We start from the raw sequence: 16,315 nt of genomic DNA, 5'->3' as shown, positions 1-16,315 counted from the left end.
TTTGCTAATTTAATATGTATTCAGAAATGTCAAAACCATTTAACAAATCTTTAACGGGCATTCTTTTCTTTCCTTGTAACTGTAAATCCGCAATGTTTATGTAGCCGTTCGGTGTTGCGATTTTAATATAAGTTTTATTGTCTGATATTATTTTACCTGCTTTATTTGAATGATTTTCAATAATCATTTCAGTCGCAAATATTTTTAAAGTAATATTTTTGCCGTTTTTATCGGTAAGTTTTGTCCAAGCAGCCGGATACGGGCTTAAACCTCTGATAAAATTATAAACATCTACTGTGTTTTGATTAAAGTTAATTTCACAATCTTGTTTAAATATCTTATTCGCAGGTTTTATTTCAGAAATATTAACTGTTTTCTGTGAAACAGGATTTACGGTTTTATTAATAATTGCATTTACAGTTTTAACTATGAGTTTTCCGCCTGCTGTCATTAATTTATCATGCAATTGCCCTGCATTTTCATTCGGTAAAATTTTAACTTCTTTTTGAAAAATTATTTTTCCTGTATCAATTTCCCTTTCAATAAAAAAACTTGTAACACCTGTTTTTGTTTCTCCGTTTATTATTGCATGATTTATAGGTGCTGCACCTCTGTAGTCGGGCAGGAGAGAGGCATGTATGTTTATTGTTCCGAACTCAGGCATTGCCCAAACAACTTCCGGCAACATTCTGAATGCAACTACAATTTGTAAATCTGCTTTAAGTTCTTGCAGTTCTTTTATAAATTGTTCATTTTTTAAATTTACGGGTTGCAAAATCAAGAGATTATTTTCTTCTGCATATTTTTTAACTGCGGAAGTTTGTATTTTTTTTCCTCTGCCGGCAGGTTTATCGGGAGCAGTTATTACCGCAACAATATTAAAATGGTTTTTATATAATGACTTTAAACTTTCAACAGCAAAATCAGGAGTTCCCATAAAAATTATTCTGAAATCTTTTTTTGTTATGCTACTCATTTAGTAATGTTTTAATTATTGACCAATGTTTCAATTTTGTTTCAAAGTTCATGCTTGCATTTGCAGGGCTTGTTGAGGGTAAAGAATAATAACGGAAATCATCATTAAATCCTATATGTTTTTTATAAAAATTATATGCCGACTTTCCGTTAAATAAAACAGCTTTTATATTCCGGGCTTCCGAGAAAAAAACATTAAAATCATTAATCTCTTCATTTTTAATATTTGAGTCTAAACTTCCCTTTCTTTCACAATATTTCAAAGTATCCCAAAGTGCAATATTATTATTTTTAAGTAAGCTTTTCTTTATTTTGTAATTATTTGAATATTCAATTTCAAAAAGTTCAAACATTATTTTCCAAAAAACATTATGTTTGTAGCCGTAATATTCATTAATTTCTAAAGATGTTTTTCCCGGCATTGTTCCTAAAATTAATATCTTTGCATCCGGTTTAACAATCGACGGAAATGAAAATAATTCCATATTTAATAAAATTTCCGAAAATTATAAAATATATTACAAAACATAAAATGAATAATTATCGTTAGTTAAATAAAAAATTATGAGAAAAAAACATATTCCGATATATATAATTATACTGTTTTCATTTATTGTTTCATTTACTTCTGACAATAATGATAACAGAAAAAATAAATTGATTTTGGAAATAATGAAGCAAAGCTTGCGAACATATCATTATTATGAACATAAGTTTGATAATGAGTTCTCTGAAGAAGTTTTTCATTTGTATCTGGAAAAAATGGATTATAACAAACGCTTCTTCTTACAATCTGACATTAATACATTTGCTGCATATAAATATAAAATTGACGAAGCTGTTAAAGATGCTGATTTTACCTTTTTTAAATTAACAAAAGACACTTATATTGAAAGGGTTAAAGAAGTTGATAAGTATATTGAAGCTGCGTTAAAAAAGCCTTTTGATTTTACCGAAGACGAATTTATTGAAATTGATTCTGAAAAACGAAATTTTGCAGAAAGCAAAAAAGAATTAAAACAAAATTGGGAGAAATATTTGAAGCACTCCGTAATGACAAAGTTAGCAACAAAACTTAAAATTCAGGAAAAAGCTAAAAAAGATAATGATACAACTATTGAAATAAAAACATTTGAAGAACTTGAAAAAAAAGCAAGGGAAGAAGTTAAAAAAACTTATGAAGATTGGTATCACAGAATGACAAAAATAGATGAAAAAGATTTATTAAGAATGTATTTTAATTCTGTTGCCGGATTTTTTGATCCTCATACAAGTTATTTTCCTCCGAAAGACAAAGAAAATTTCGATATTCGCATTTCCGGAAAATTAGAAGGAATAGGTGCAACACTTTCGCAACCTAATGCATATATTAAAGTTGAAAGAATTGTTGCCGGAAGTGCTTGTTGGAAACAAGGGGAACTTGAAGTCGGCGACTTAATTCTTAAAGTTGCACAAGGAGCTGATGAACCTGTTGATGTTGTTGATATGCGACTTGACGAAGCAATTAAAATGATAAGAGGAAAAAAAGGAACAGAAGTAAGGCTTACCGTAAAAAAAGCTGACGGAAGCATCCATATCATTCCCATTATCAGGGATGTTGTTATTCTTGAAGAAACTTTTGCAAAATCAATAGTAATTCAAGATTCAATTTCAGGAAAAAAAATAGGATATATATACTTACCTCAATTTTATGCTGATTTTGAAGATAAAAACGGTCGCAGAAGCTCAGTTGACGTAAAAAAAGAAGTTGAGAAACTTAAAAAAGAAGATATTGAAGGAATAATTATAGACCTGAGAAGCAACGGCGGCGGCTCGTTAATTGATGCTATTGATATAGTAGGTTTGTTTATAGATAAAGGTCCTGTTGTTCAGGTAAGAAGCAGATTCGGTATGCCGGAAGTATTAAAAGATAAAAAAGCCGGTACTTTATATGACGGAAAATTGCTTGTAATGGTCAATGAATTCAGTGCTTCGGCTTCTGAAATTATGGCTGCTGCAATTCAAGATTACGCAAGAGGGGTTATTGTAGGAAGTAAGAGTACTTTCGGAAAAGGAACGGTTCAAAGATTTATTCCCTTCGACCAAATGACACGTTCTAATGATGATTTAAAACCTCTCGGGCATCTGAAAATCACTATTCAAAAATTTTACAGAATTAACGGAGGTGCAACTCAATTAAAAGGAGTAGAACCTGACATAGTTTTACCCGATGCTTATTCAAAGATGGATATGGGCGAAAAAGACATGGATAACCCTATTGAATGGGATGAAATTCCGAAAGCTGAATATTCTGTTTTTAATACAAATATTAATTTTGAGAAAATTAAACAAAAAAGCAATAATCGTGTTTCGGCAGATACATCATTTATTATTATTGATGAGTATTCCGATTATTTAAAAAAGTCGCAAGACGAAACATTACTTACGTTGAACCTAAATAAATACAGAAAAGAACAAGAAAATAAAAGTAAAATAAATAAGCGATTTAGAAATGCAGACAGAAGAATTTCCGGTTTGAAATTTTATGTTTCAAGAGTAGATTCTCTCAAAGTTTATTCTGATACAATTAAAATTGACAGAGTAAAATCATGGATTAAAAATTTGAAAAAGGATATTTATCTTGAAGAATCATACAGGATTATAAATGATATGAACTAAAAAAAATCCCGAAACATTCGGGATTTTTTTTTAAATATAATCAGAAATATGTTGCTTTTTCATATAATTAATAAAATCTTGAGTCATTTTTTTTGTAATATCTTTTAATATCTTTTTATCAATTGCTTCTGTTTCTTTAATATTTGAATATTCATCGTTGGTTGAAACTTTTCCTTCTACTGATTCATAGACATCTAAAAAACTGATTTTTTCAGGTTTCTTAAGTAATACAAAACCGCCCGTAGGCCCTCTCATTGACCTTATATATCCGTCTTTTGCTAAGCGTTGCATTACTTTGGCTACATGATGACGAGAGCTTCCTATTTTCTCAGCAATTTTATTAACATTTAGGAAATTTTCTGATTTTGCAATTAATACCGTTCCGTGAAGCCCTATTGAAGCTGCTTCCGAAAATTTTACTATTGAACTCATATATTATTTTTTAGTTAATAAACAGTTTTAATATTAGAATACGCAATATATTTAAAAAAGTTTCAAAATTTAAGTATTAAAACAATATATTTGCAATTAAAATATAAATCATAAAGTTAAAAAAATGAAAAACAAACTTTTTTTCTTAGTATCAACAGTATTATTTCTTTTTATTTTGGGTGCATGTAAAGAAACCGAACAAGAAGTTCAAACAAATGAAAATGATAATCCCATGAAAGCAAAAACAGAGCAATTTATAAGCTTTAAATTAACTGCAAATACTGAGCATCTTTCTGACAATCAGAAGCAAATGTTACCTTTGTTGTTTGAAGCGGCAGATATCTGTAATGAAATCTACTGGACACAAGCTTATGGAGATAAAACAGAATTGTTTACGGAAAATATTGATGAATATACAAAGAAATTTCTTGAAATAAATTACGGACCGTGGGAAAGACTTAACGGAAATAAATCATTTATTGAAGGAATAAACGAAAAACCGAAAGGAGCAAATTTTTATCCTGCAGATATGACCGAAGAAGAATTTGAAAATATTGAAGATAAAAACAAAACTTCGTTATACACATTAATACAACGAGATGAAAACGGTAAATTAAAAACTGTTTGGTACCACGATGCATATAAAGAGCAAACAGAAAAATTAGCCGACTTATTAAAACAAGCTGCCGAGTTAGCTGATGACGAAGGCTTTAAAAATTATTTAAATTTAAGAGCCGAAGCATTACTTACTGATGATTATTTAGAAAGCGATATGGCTTGGATGGATATGAAGAACAATGATATAGATTTTGTTGTAGGTCCTATTGAAAATTATGAAGATGCCCTGTATGGTTATAAAGCAGCACATGAAGCATTTATTTTAATAAAAGATAAAGTTTGGAGTGATAAATTAGCAAAATATGCTGCTATGTTGCCTGATATGCAAAAAGCATTACCTGTTACCGAAGAATATAAGCAAGAAGTTCCCGGAAGAAATTCTGACTTAGGAGCTTATGACGTAGTTTATTATGCAGGTGATTGTAATGCCGGCAGCAAAACTATTGCCATCAACTTACCGAATGATAAAAGAGTTCACCTTGCAAAAGGCAGCAGAAGATTACAATTAAAAAATGCAATGCAAGCAAAATTCGATAAAATTTTAATTCCCATCAGTAAAGTGTTAATTGCAGAAGAACAACAAAAACATATAACTTTTGATGCATTTTTTGAAAATACAATGTTTCATGAAACAGCTCATGGGCTGGGTATTAAGTATTTGCTGAATGATAAAACAAAAACCGTAGGCGATGCTTTAAAAGAATATGCAACAACAATAGAAGAAGGGAAGGCTGATATCCTCGGATTATTTTTTGTAACAAAATTATTTGATGACGGAGAATTTCCCGAAAAAGACTTAATGGATAACTATGTTACATTTATGGCAGGAATTTTTCGCTCTGTAAGATTCGGAGTTTCAAGTTCCCACGGAAAAGCAAATATGTTACGTTTCTTTTATTTTAAAGAAATGGGTGCTTTCTCTAAGGATACCGAAACCGGACAATACAGCGTAAACTTTGAAAAGATGAAAGAAGCAATGAATTCTTTAACAGAAAAGATTTTAGTTATTCAAGGAGACGGAAATTATGCAGAAGCAAAAAAATGGATTGAAGAAAAAGGGAAAATCGGAGAAGAATTAAAAAAAGATTTAGAAAAAGTAAACGAAGCAGGAATACCGGTAGATATTGTATTTGAGCAAGGTTTAAAAGAACTGGGATTGTAAAAAAGTAAAATCACAGCATAAACTTCCCTGAGCTCTGCTTACGGGAAGTTTTTTTAGGCAATCAATCGATTTTTTTTGTAAGCGGAGGTGTTCCTGAGATAATTTCAGCAACAGAAAAGTCTATTTTCACAAAAACATTATTGCTTACTCTTCCTTTCGGAGAAATAAATTTTGTTGTAAATGTTTTGTTATCATTTTTTGAACAACAGAAACCATAAACAACATTCCCTTTTTTATCAGTTTCGATTACGGGAGAACAGGTACTTATTTTTCCGTCAAACTCATGTTTCATCTTTAGTGAAGCAAGGTTCTTATAATTAACTTCATACAATACCATTACGTATATATGCTCATCAGAATTACATTTATTAACCGAATAATATTGAATATCTGCTAATTTTGCTTCAAAATTTTTATTATCATCTTTTTTAAAAGAAATAAACATAAAAGAAGATAATAAAATAATGTAAAAAGTGTTTTTCATAAATACTGTTTTATAAAACAGAATTGCAAAGTTAAAAAAATATTTTAAATCCTGTATCTTACTTAATAACACCGGAGAAATATAATGCAAGAAACAATTAACAAGAATATTAAATTTCAATTTGCCGAATTAATCAAATTTGCCGATAAGTTTGATAATAGGGAAAGCAAGGAAAAAATATATAAAGTCTTAAATCTTTTATCCGGCAGCGATAAAAATATAATTAAGAATAATTCAGAATATACTTCCGAAATTTGCAATATTATAATAAATGATACCGGAGGTGGTGTGAACACTTTAATTGCTGCCGTTTTTTACAGTTTTTATAAAAAAGAAGACATAGATTCTGAATATATTAAAAATGAATATGGTACTAATGTATTAAAAATTCTTACGGGTTTATATAAAATCCCGATTCTTAAAACAGAAAAAATTGATAAACAAGCAGAACAATTTATAAAATTTTTATTGACGGTTACGGACGATGTAAGAGCAATTTTAATTATGCTTGCCGCTGAGTTGTATAAAATAAGACATATTGATGAATATAATGAAGAAGAAAAAGCTTCAATTATCAATAAATCTAAAGCTATATATACACCGCTGGCACACCGAATCGGTTTATACAATATAAAAACCGAGTTTGAAGAAAAAACGATGAAATATTCGGAGGAAGATATGTATCGTTTTATAGCAAAAAAACTTAAAGAAACAAAGGCAACAAGAGACACATATATTGAAAGTTTTATTACTCCGTTAAAAAAAGTATTAAAAGAAGCCGGTTATAATTTTACCATAAAAGGCAGACCGAAATCTATTCACTCAATTTGGAATAAAATGAAATCGCAAAATGTTCCGTTTGAAGAAGTTTATGATTTATTTGCGATAAGAATTATTTTAAAATCTGACTTTAATAATGAAAAATCTGTTTGTTGGAATGTGTACTCAATTATTACCGATTTGTATAAACCTAATCCAAAACGACTTCGAGATTGGATTTCTTCACCGAAATTAAGCGGGTATGAATCTTTGCACACAACGGTTTTAGGTGCTGAAAATAAATGGGTTGAAGTTCAAATAAGAACCGAACGAATGGATGAAGTTGCTGAAAAAGGACCTGCTGCACATTGGAGATATAAAACAGGAAAAGAAGGCGGCAGCAATAATTGGTTGGCAAAAATACGAGAAACACTTGAAAATGCAGGAGATTATGAAAACGAAACGGACGAAAGTTCTAAAAGTCAATTATATTCAGAAGAAATATTAGTTTTTACACCGGAAGGTGATTTAAAAAGTCTTAAAAAAGATTATACAGTTCTGGATTTTGCTTTTTCCGTTCATACAAAAGTAGGCGAAACTTGCTCGGGAGCTGTTGTCAATAATAAAATTCAGCCTTTATCTTATATCCTTAAAAATGGAGATACCGTAAAAATTTTAACAAATAAAAATAAAAAACCTAATACTGAATGGCTTGATATAGCAAAAGGTACAAGGACTAAAAATAAAATTAAAAGAGCATTAAAATCAATAACTTTTAACAGAGCAGAAAGCGGTAAAGATATTATTAAAGAAAAACTGGAACGTTTAAAATTCGGATTTTCCGAAAAAAACATTGAACTTCTTACTGACCATTTTAATTTTAAAACAGCAGTTGAATTTTATCATAGTGTAGGAGAGGGTACAGTTGATATTTCAAAAATAAAACAAGCTTTTGAAAAGAAAAAAACAATTGAAGACGAAATAATTACTGAAATTAAAACTGATACCGGAAGTCAAGAAAAGGAAGATGTTAATTACGGTGATTTTTTATTAATTGATGAAAATATTTCTGATTTAGATTATACATTATCTAAGTGTTGCAACCCTTTGCCCGGTGAAGATATTTTCGGATTTGTAACAGTTAATAAAGGAACAAGAATTCATAAAAAAACTTGCCCTAATGCAAAAGATATGTTGGGAAGGTATCCTTACAGGGCAGTAAAAGCAAAATGGAATATTTCTGATATTAATTCGTCTTTTTCTGCAAATATTTATATTTCAGGTAAAGATTTTACGGGAATTACATCTGTTATTTCAGATATTATTACAAAAGAATTTAATTTGAAAATGCAGGCAATATCTCTTAAATCATTAAAAAACAGTATGTTTGAAGGAAATGTAATTGCGAAAGTAAATAATAAAAAACAAATGATTGATTTGATAAACAGGCTTAAAATATTAAAAAATATTAAGACCGTTTTTCATAAATAAAATATTATTTAAAATAATTCTAAATAAGCTTGCATATTAATATTTTTTGTTTTATATTTGCAAATGTATAAATAAACATAAAAGTATCTTTTAATCTTAATAAGAAAGTAAAATGGCAAAAATTAATCAATATCAAGATATAAGTCAAGTAGAAAGAGAAGCAAAAAAAGACTATATTGACAGACATTCACCTTTTATTCATTGTGATGATAAAGCAAAAAAAGGTGAAAAATTTAAAGTAAAAGTACAAATGGGAAATGAATATTCGCATCCGGATGATTTTGACCACTTCATTAAATATATTCAATTATGGAGCGGAGAAACAATGTTAGCTCAAACAAGCTTTCCTCCGGGAACATTCGGTAACGTTTCAGGACATGCAGAAGTTGACTTCTATATTGTTCCTACGAAAAGTAATTTAAAATTAACTGCAATGGCTTACTGCACTAAACACGGTTTGTGGCAAAGTGAAGTGAAAGAAGTAGCAGCTGAGTAGTTTTCATAATAGTAGAATTAGTAATTAGGATGCCCGGTTCATTTTATGAATCGGGTTTTTTATTCCATATCTTCAAACAAACTGTAATGTTCGCCTTGCATTCCTATTTTTGTGTAAACTTTTTGGGCATTTGTATTTGTTTTATCAACATAAAGGCGAATTCCGGAATAGTTAGGATTTTCAGAAACAATCTTTTTAATCTCGTTATACATTAATTTAAAAACGCCTTTTGCTCTGTATTGCGGCAACACATAAACCGATTGAATCCAAATTACAAAACTGTTTCGCCAATCGCTCCATTCAAAAGTTGTGAGCAATGATGCAATAACTTTTTCGTCTTCTTCAACAATATAATATTTTCCTTTTTTCGAGTCATCAAAAACAGCCTGAACTCCTTCTAAAACAGTTTCAATATTTAAATGATAGTTTTCCGTTTCTAATGCCATTTTTTGCTGAAAACCGGCGATTACGTTTCGTTCTTGTTCTTTTGCTTGTCTGAAAATCATTGTAATTTATTATATATATTATGTGAAAATGAATTTAATGAAAAAATAGATGCTCAATCAATATTTTAATCCCGAGTAAAATTAATATAATTCCGCCGATAAGTTCGGCATGTTTTGAAACTTTTTTTCCGTATTTTTTTCCGAAGCCAAAACCTACGAGTGAAAATATGAAAGTGGAAATTCCTATAATTAATATTGCCGAATAAATTGAAACATCAATAAATGCAAAGCTTATTCCTATAATCAAAGCATCAATGCTTGTAGCAATTGCTTGTGCCGTAATTGTTAAAAAATTAAATCCTGATTTTTCTTGATTTTCTTTTGATTTATAACTTTCGTAAATCATTTTTATTCCGATAAAACTTAATAAAACAAAAGCAATCCAATGATCGGTTGTTTTAATGTATTCAGAAAAACCGTTTCCGGCAAACCAACCTATTAAAGGCATTCCTGCCTGAAAAAAAGCAAACAAAACAGCAATCAAAAAAATATGTTTAAATTTAAGCATATTTTTGCTTATTCCGTTTGAAACCGAAACTGCAAAGCTGTCGGCAGACAATCCGATTGCTATGATTATGATTGAAATAAAATCCACTTTTTATTAATTCGAAATTAAAAACAAATCTGCCAAAACACAAGCCGTAACTGCTTCAACAATTACGGGAACTCTGAGTGCGAAACAGGCATCATGCCTGCCTTTAATTTCTAATGTTTCAATTTTATTTGATTCAAAATTATAGGTTTCTTGCGGAATAGAAATGCTTGAAGTCGGTTTTACCGCAACTTTAAAAAATAAGTCATTTCCGTTTGTAATGCCTCCGTTTATGCCCCCTGCATGATTGGTTTTTGTTTCGCCTGATTTGTTAATAATCAAATCATTATGGTCGGAACCTTTCATTCTTGCGGCTTCAAAACCGCTGCCGAATTCAATGCCTTTTATACCCGGGATTGAAAAAATTGCATGACTTATTAAAGATTCAACTGAATTAAAAAACGGTTCGCCTAAACCGACAGGAATATTGCTTGCTCTGCATTCGATAATACCGCCGATTGAGTTTTTTGATTGTATTGCTTCGTCAACGGCTTCATTAATATTTGTACTTCCTCCTGCTTCCGTCAGTTTTGCTTTTATTGTAATTTTTGAAATAATCTTTTTTGCAATTACACCGGCAGCAACAAGTGCTACAGTTAATCTTCCCGAAAAATGACCACCTCCCCTGTCGTCATTATATGAATTGTATTTTTTATCGGCTGTAAAATCGGCATGTCCCGGTCTGGGATGATTTCTGAAATTATAATCGGAAGAACGGGTATTTGTATTTTTAAAAAGAACCGTTATCGGAGCACCGGTTGAAAAGTTATTGTATATCCCACTGATAATTTGAGGTTTATCCTCTTCTTTTCGAGAAGTTGTTCCTTTTGCACCGCTTTTACGTCTTAATAAATCATGTTTAAAGTCTTCTTCTTTTATTGAAATTCCGGCAGGGCAACCGTCAATTACCACACCGACAGAATCACCGTGCGATTCTCCGAAGATTTGTATTTTGAAAATTTGTCCGAATGTGTTCATAAATTAAATTTTGTAAATTCAATTAGTAAAAACAATAATTATTAGGTTTTAAAGAACAAAAAATATACTTTTACAGAAACAACAAAAAAACAAATATTATGACATAAATAAAAATAATTAAAGATAAAAGCGTTAGCTTATTTTCTTGAAATCGAAAATCCCTATTTTTTTATCATTGACAAGAAATAAGATTAATGCTCACGCCTATGGCGTGGGCTGTTCTTATTTGTCAATGTGGGTATGGGGATACCTCGATTTCAGATTTGTTACAGTTCCCACGCCTCTTTTTTTATGAATTTGCTTTTTGGGAATTGGAAGTGAACTTAAACTTAATAAAAGATATGCTTACAAAAGAGTTGAAGAGCCATTTATTAAATATGTATCTAATTGCTATGAGTGATGCAGAATTTGATGAAAAAGAAATGGAAACAATTATCTCAATAGCAGAAAGTAAAGGTATTAGTAAAAATGAATTTGAACAAATTATCATTAAACCAACTAATGTTCCATTTACAATCCCGGATGATATTATTATAAAAATTGAATATTTGTTTGATTTTGCAAGAATTATTTGGGCAGACGGTAAAGTAGATGATAGAGAACGCATTTCATTATTAGATTTTTGTAATAAATTTGGGTTTATAGGTGAAACAGCAAACGAATTAACAGAATGGTTATTGGATATTGCAAAAAATGACTTAACGAACGATCAATTACATAAAGAAATTGACAAACTATTAAATAGCTAAGATTATGACGAAATTTAGTAAATTAAAAGAAAGTTTAAAGACAAAAATTAACAATAACAATTTGACAAATACAAGGAATATTGAAGAAAAAAAGTTTGATAATAAAACAAATAAACCAAAAAAAATATCCTATGAAAACTGGGGTTTTGATAAAGCAAAAAAATTAAACGGTGCAAATACCGGTTTACTTGCTTGTTTAGCATTAATAAGAGAAGACCATAAACAAATGGTTCAACGAGATGAGAATACACAAAATAGATTAAAAGAACCATTAATTGCAGAACTTAATTCTAATAAAGAGCAAAAAGAGGATAAAGAGGATAAAATTGGACATATTGAAAAAAGAATCATACCCGAAAAAGAAAATAAAATTGAGGAATTAAAAAGAGAAATAAACGAAATTAGAAAGAACTCTATTTTAGTGATGCCAGATAAATTGAGTAAAGTTGGATTTGTTATTGGCTTGTTAATTTTACTTGTTTTAACAATTTACCTATTTATTTTTTATAGTTCAGCATCTTTTTCAGCCTTCTTTAAATCATTTTCTTTAAGTGATTTAGGTGTTGCAAGTTCAATATTTGACCCAAATGCAATTTCAGAAGCATATAAAGATGGGGTTACAGAGTTAATACTTATTATTTCTATGCCTTTTGTTTTTATTGGTATGGGATTTTTGATACACCAATTTCAAAAAGGTAAAGGATTAAAAAAGTATTTTCAGATTATAGCTTTAATTCTAGTGACTTTTGTATTTGATGCAATTTTAGCTTATGAAATAACAGAAAAGATATATAATATAAAGGTTGGTAATAGTTTTCAAGACTTGCCTGAATATAATTTTGATCTTGCTTTTAAATCTGTAAATTTTTGGTTAATTATTTTTGCAGGTTTTGTAGTTTATATTATTTGGGGATTTGTTTTCGATTTTACTATAGCAGCATATGACAAACTTGATGTAATAAAACAAGAAATTAAAGCAAGAGAAAGGGAAATATCATATATAAAAGATGATTTAAATACAAAAAGATTAAAAGTTGGAAAATTATTTGATGATATTTCAGAGATTAAAAAAATTATAAAGAATCTGCAAGGTAAAATTAATGGAGTAATAATAGATACAACAGAGTTTGACAAAATATTACATGAATTCTTAGGAGGTTGGTTAGAATGGATGAATGCGAATAAATTAGACCAAATAAGAATTGATGAAGCAACATTTAAAGCAGATGAATTTATTAAAATAAATATTAGAGAATTTAAAATACATAACGTAAATTAATTATTATGAGAAAGATACAGTTTTATATAATACCAATTATTTTGTTAAGTTTGTATAGTTGCGGGAACGGCAACAGTTCAGGCGAAGAAACCACAAGTGATACTAACATTGTAGATACTAAAAAAGAGAAGCAATTAAATATTACAATTTTGTTAGATCTATCAGATAGGATAGAACCTACAAAATATCCCGCAAGCCCGGAACATTTTGAAAGAGATATTGAAATTGTTAATTATTTTACTGAATTATTTAAGCAAGATATGGAAAGTAAGGGTGCTTTTAATACAAAAGGGAAATTAAAAGTTATATTTAGCCCACGTCCTCAAGATAGCGAGGTAAATACCGTTGCTTCAAAATTGAGTATTGATTTGTCAAAAATTAGAAGCCCAAAAGAAAAAAAACAAATATTTAATAATATTTCATCAAGTTTTAAAGGTAATTTATCAAAAATATATACGAAAACACTTGAAACAAAGAAATATCTCGGTTCTGACACTTGGCGCTTTTTTAAGAATGATGTTGTAGATTATTGTATAGAGCAAGATGAGAATTACAGAAATATATTAGTTCTTATAACTGATGGTTATTTATATCATTTTGATACAAGAGATAAACAAAAAAATAGGACTTCGTATTTACTCCCAAAATTGATAAAATCAAATAATTTACGAAATTCAAATTGGGAAGAAAAAATTACAAAAGATGATTATGGCTATATTACAACACGTAACGATTTGAACAATCTTGACATTTTGGTTTTAGAAATTAATCCTTCACCTCAACATAAAAATGATGAAGATGTAATAAAAGCATATTTGACAAAATGGTTTACAGAAATGAATGTTAACTCATTTAAGCTTTACAATTCCGATTTGCCGGAATATACAAAAACAAGAATTGAAAAATTTATTATAAAATAACAAAAAATTATAAAATGAAAGAATTAATGGAACTAATGAAACTAATGTCAGATGAAAATCCACAAGGGACGGATTTAGATATTATACCCGAAGGATTCGGAGAATTTGGAATTGAAATTACAAATCCGGTACCGGTTAATAGTGTTTTTGGAAGCACGGTTTACCTAAAAAGACTGATAACAAATGATGGAAATAAAATTGAATTTAAAAGGAGAGGTTCTATGAGTGTTAATAATATTGAGAATCCGATTGATGCTTATATTATTTCAGTAGCTAAAGAAAAAATTGCAACAATTTATATTAGCCCATACCATAAAAAGATTTCTCAAAAAGCACCAAAAGGTTTTAAGTTTAGTAAAGTAAAAAAATGAAATGAATATTAAATATTTTATAATCGTATTTTTTTATCGCTTATATTTCTAATTAACAAGTTTTTACTTAATATGGTTTTAAAATATAGATTCAAATGTTAAAATATATGGTGTTGAAAAGCTGTACATAACGCAGAAAAGAATTGCAAATAAATTGTAATACATTACATGTTTCTGCTAAATTAGTTTGTAATTAATTACAAAATTGTTTATCTTTGTAAAAAAGATAAATGGAACAATTACACGAAATAAGCAACAGGTTATTAAAATCTGTTAAATTAAATTTTAAAAGAAGTTTATTTACTCAAATTAATTGGAATGAAAAGTTAATTGAAATTAAAGGGGCAAGAGGTGTGGGTAAGACAACATTAATGCTTCAAAAGGCGAAAGAATTAAGTGATACGGGTAACAATGTTTTGTATATTTCATTAGATATTCCTTATTTTTATAAAAACCAATTATTTGAAACTGCCGAAGAGTATTTTAAATACGGCGGACAATATTTATTTATTGATGAGGTTCATAAATATCCTCAGAAGCAAAAAGAACTTGACTGGGCACAAGAGTTAAAAAATATATATGATACTATACCGGATTTATTTGTAGTATATTCAGGTTCTTCGATTTTGCAATTATATCAAAGTAAAGGTGATTTAAGTCGCAGAAAATCTTCTTACTCTCTTAATGGATTGTCTTTTAGAGAATATTTACAATTTTATCGAGAAATAGATTTTAAATCTTTTTCTTTAAGTGAACTTATAAGTAATCATCAAGATATCAGTAATGAAATTATAAATAAAATAAAAATATTACCGGAATTTAAACAATATTTACAAACCGGTTATTATCCTTTTTTTATTGAAAGTTCCGAAAAATATAATGACAGATTAGCAGATATTATTAATGTTGTTATAGAAACTGACATTCCTTATGTTTCGGATATTTCATATGAAACATTGTCCAAATTAAAACAATTATTATTTTCAGTTGCAACTACTGTTCCGTATTCGGTAAATTTAAGTGATATTTCAAATAAACTGTATATTACAGATCAAAGAACATTAATTAAATATTTTAATTTGCTGGAAAAAGCAGAACTTATTAATACGCTCGGAGCAAAAGTAATCGGTAATAGAATTTTTAGTAAGCCGCAAAAAATATTTTTAAATAATACAAATTTAGCCTTTGCAATTGATAAAAACAATATAAATAGAGGAACTCAAAGAGAAACTTTTTTTATGAATCAATTACGATATAAACATGTTGTTAATTATACTAAAAGCAGTGATTTCTTGATAGATAATAAATATACGTTTGAAATTGGCGGAAAAAATAAGGATAATAAACAAATTAAGAATATTGAAAATTCGTTTCTTTCAATTGATAATATTGAAACAGGATTTGCAAATAAGATTCCTTTATGGTTATTCGGTTTTTTATATTAAAATTAAAAAATATTATAATACTTTATCCCTTATGTGAATTTTTTATATTTTATTGATTGTCAGCCCAATATATATTTGTTAAAATTTCAATATTTTTTACAAAGTCAAAATAAAACAATTTTTCAGGGTAAATTACCCCAAAATAAGATGCTTTTAGTTTAAAACGAGATAATATCATATGAAAAAGCAAGGCTATGGTTTAAATATTCTGTGATTTAATAAACATTGCATAATTAACTTCAATATTTTGATATTTCAGATAGCCTGTCGGGTCAAGAGCACTATTAATCATTTCCTTGATAATATCAACTCCCTTATATATTTCCTTAAACCTAAACCAGTTTAAATAGTTTTGTAAATATTTTGTTGCAACACCATGTAGGATATTTTCAATCCATTC

17 protein-coding genes are annotated in these 16,315 nt (G+C 28.7%); 9 read left to right on the top strand and 8 right to left on the bottom strand.

The features are described from left to right. Positions 1-4 precede the first annotated feature (4 nt). Both fmt and L3J35_05570 read right to left on the bottom strand, forming a co-directional pair. The gene (gene fmt, locus L3J35_05575) at positions 5-967 is read right to left on the bottom strand and encodes a methionyl-tRNA formyltransferase (protein ID MCF6365656.1); all 963 of its coding nucleotides are present in this window, start codon (positions 965-967) and stop codon (positions 5-7) included. A gap of 1 nt (position 968) precedes the next feature. Continuing rightward, the gene (locus tag L3J35_05570; protein ID MCF6365655.1) at positions 969-1,460 is read right to left on the bottom strand and encodes a DNA-deoxyinosine glycosylase; all 492 of its coding nucleotides are present in this window, start codon (positions 1,458-1,460) and stop codon (positions 969-971) included. A 79-nt stretch (positions 1,461-1,539) separates the two neighbouring features. Here L3J35_05570 and L3J35_05565 point away from each other — a divergent pair, with 79 nt between their 5' ends. Next, positions 1,540-3,633 carry a carboxy terminal-processing peptidase gene (locus tag L3J35_05565; GenBank protein ID MCF6365654.1) on the top strand — a complete coding sequence of 698 codons (2,094 nt, stop codon included), beginning with the start codon at positions 1,540-1,542 and terminating at the stop codon, positions 3,631-3,633. 30 nt (positions 3,634-3,663) lie between these two features. Here L3J35_05565 and L3J35_05560 read toward each other — a convergent pair whose 3' ends face one another. Further along, positions 3,664-4,065 (bottom strand): Rrf2 family transcriptional regulator, encoded by a 402-nt coding sequence (locus L3J35_05560; protein ID MCF6365653.1) that lies wholly within the window; start codon positions 4,063-4,065, stop codon positions 3,664-3,666. Positions 4,066-4,189: 124 nt separating this feature from the next. Here L3J35_05560 and L3J35_05555 point away from each other — a divergent pair, with 124 nt between their 5' ends. Next, positions 4,190-5,845 carry a Zn-dependent hydrolase gene (locus L3J35_05555; protein ID MCF6365652.1) on the top strand — a complete coding sequence of 552 codons (1,656 nt, stop codon included), beginning with the start codon at positions 4,190-4,192 and terminating at the stop codon, positions 5,843-5,845. Positions 5,846-5,906: 61 nt separating this feature from the next. Here the strand turns inward: L3J35_05555 and L3J35_05550 are convergent, their stop codons facing one another. Then, on the bottom strand, positions 5,907-6,329 hold the full coding sequence (locus tag L3J35_05550) for a hypothetical protein (protein ID MCF6365651.1): 423 nt from the start codon (positions 6,327-6,329) through the stop codon (positions 5,907-5,909). A gap of 84 nt (positions 6,330-6,413) precedes the next feature. Between L3J35_05550 and L3J35_05545 the strand changes: the two genes are divergently transcribed. Both L3J35_05545 and L3J35_05540 read left to right on the top strand, forming a co-directional pair. After that, positions 6,414-8,579 (top strand): HD domain-containing protein, encoded by a 2,166-nt coding sequence (locus L3J35_05545; GenBank protein MCF6365650.1) that lies wholly within the window; start codon positions 6,414-6,416, stop codon positions 8,577-8,579. A gap of 112 nt (positions 8,580-8,691) precedes the next feature. Next, a complete protein-coding gene (locus L3J35_05540) occupies positions 8,692-9,075 on the top strand; it encodes a class II SORL domain-containing protein (protein ID MCF6365649.1) in 384 nt (127 codons plus the stop codon). Between the two features lie 59 nt (positions 9,076-9,134). Here the strand turns inward: L3J35_05540 and L3J35_05535 are convergent, their stop codons facing one another. Genes L3J35_05535 through L3J35_05525 form a run of 3 tightly spaced genes read right to left on the bottom strand, consistent with a single transcriptional unit; the run spans position 9,135 to position 11,151 of the window. Beyond that, positions 9,135-9,581 carry a GNAT family N-acetyltransferase gene (locus tag L3J35_05535; GenBank protein MCF6365648.1) on the bottom strand — a complete coding sequence of 149 codons (447 nt, stop codon included), beginning with the start codon at positions 9,579-9,581 and terminating at the stop codon, positions 9,135-9,137. A gap of 34 nt (positions 9,582-9,615) precedes the next feature. Beyond that, positions 9,616-10,176 carry a manganese efflux pump MntP family protein gene (locus tag L3J35_05530; GenBank protein MCF6365647.1) on the bottom strand — a complete coding sequence of 187 codons (561 nt, stop codon included), beginning with the start codon at positions 10,174-10,176 and terminating at the stop codon, positions 9,616-9,618. A gap of 6 nt (positions 10,177-10,182) precedes the next feature. After that, a complete protein-coding gene (locus L3J35_05525) occupies positions 10,183-11,151 on the bottom strand; it encodes a chorismate synthase (GenBank protein ID MCF6365646.1) in 969 nt (322 codons plus the stop codon). 194 nt (positions 11,152-11,345) lie between these two features. Between L3J35_05525 and L3J35_05520 the strand changes: the two genes are divergently transcribed. From L3J35_05520 to L3J35_05500, 5 genes are all read left to right on the top strand, one after another. Next, entirely contained in the window at positions 11,346-11,900 is a 555-nt protein-coding gene (locus tag L3J35_05520) for a hypothetical protein (protein MCF6365645.1), read from the top strand. Between the two features lie 226 nt (positions 11,901-12,126). Further along, positions 12,127-13,179 (top strand): hypothetical protein, encoded by a 1,053-nt coding sequence (locus L3J35_05515; protein MCF6365644.1) that lies wholly within the window; start codon positions 12,127-12,129, stop codon positions 13,177-13,179. Between the two features lie 5 nt (positions 13,180-13,184). Continuing rightward, complete coding sequence (locus L3J35_05510; GenBank protein ID MCF6365643.1) at positions 13,185-14,099, top strand: hypothetical protein; 915 nt, start codon at positions 13,185-13,187, stop codon at positions 14,097-14,099. Positions 14,100-14,113: 14 nt separating this feature from the next. Continuing rightward, positions 14,114-14,470: a hypothetical protein gene (locus tag L3J35_05505; GenBank protein MCF6365642.1), complete on the top strand. Its 357-nt coding sequence runs from the start codon at positions 14,114-14,116 to the stop codon at positions 14,468-14,470. A 230-nt stretch (positions 14,471-14,700) separates the two neighbouring features. Further along, positions 14,701-15,915, top strand: a complete 1,215-nt coding sequence (locus L3J35_05500; protein MCF6365641.1) for an AAA family ATPase — start codon at positions 14,701-14,703, stop codon at positions 15,913-15,915. 199 nt (positions 15,916-16,114) lie between these two features. Here L3J35_05500 and L3J35_05495 read toward each other — a convergent pair. Continuing rightward, a partial coding sequence (locus tag L3J35_05495; protein MCF6365640.1) for a hypothetical protein occupies positions 16,115-16,315 on the bottom strand: 201 nt, incomplete at its 5' end.

The organism is Bacteroidales bacterium (genome assembly GCA_021648725.1).
In the GTDB taxonomy this organism is placed as follows: Bacteria; Bacteroidota; Bacteroidia; order Bacteroidales; family JAADGE01; genus JAADGE01.
This window is presented reverse-complemented; position numbering and strand designations above follow the sequence as displayed.

Bases quoted from the DNA above. Each gene is read 5' to 3' on its own strand.
- L3J35_05540 (MCF6365649.1), top strand. From the start codon at position 8,692: ATGGCAAAAATTAATCAATATCAAGATATAAGTCAAGTAGAAAGAGAA.
- L3J35_05515 (MCF6365644.1), top strand. From the start codon at position 12,127: ATGGTTCAACGAGATGAGAATACACAAAATAGATTAAAAGAACCATTA.
- L3J35_05555 (MCF6365652.1), top strand. From the start codon at position 4,190: ATGAAAAACAAACTTTTTTTCTTAGTATCAACAGTATTATTTCTTTTT.
- L3J35_05570 (MCF6365655.1), bottom strand. From the start codon at position 1,460: ATGGAATTATTTTCATTTCCGTCGATTGTTAAACCGGATGCAAAGATA.
- L3J35_05505 (MCF6365642.1), top strand. From the start codon at position 14,114: ATGAAAGAATTAATGGAACTAATGAAACTAATGTCAGATGAAAATCCA.
- L3J35_05520 (MCF6365645.1), top strand. From the start codon at position 11,346: ATGCTCACGCCTATGGCGTGGGCTGTTCTTATTTGTCAATGTGGGTAT.
- L3J35_05535 (MCF6365648.1), bottom strand. From the start codon at position 9,581: ATGATTTTCAGACAAGCAAAAGAACAAGAACGAAACGTAATCGCCGGT.
- L3J35_05545 (MCF6365650.1), top strand. From the start codon at position 6,414: ATGCAAGAAACAATTAACAAGAATATTAAATTTCAATTTGCCGAATTA.
- L3J35_05525 (MCF6365646.1), bottom strand. From the start codon at position 11,151: ATGAACACATTCGGACAAATTTTCAAAATACAAATCTTCGGAGAATCG.
- L3J35_05565 (MCF6365654.1), top strand. From the start codon at position 1,540: ATGAGAAAAAAACATATTCCGATATATATAATTATACTGTTTTCATTT.
- L3J35_05550 (MCF6365651.1), bottom strand. From the start codon at position 6,329: ATGAAAAACACTTTTTACATTATTTTATTATCTTCTTTTATGTTTATT.
- L3J35_05560 (MCF6365653.1), bottom strand. From the start codon at position 4,065: ATGAGTTCAATAGTAAAATTTTCGGAAGCAGCTTCAATAGGGCTTCAC.
- L3J35_05500 (MCF6365641.1), top strand. From the start codon at position 14,701: ATGGAACAATTACACGAAATAAGCAACAGGTTATTAAAATCTGTTAAA.
- L3J35_05510 (MCF6365643.1), top strand. From the start codon at position 13,185: ATGAGAAAGATACAGTTTTATATAATACCAATTATTTTGTTAAGTTTG.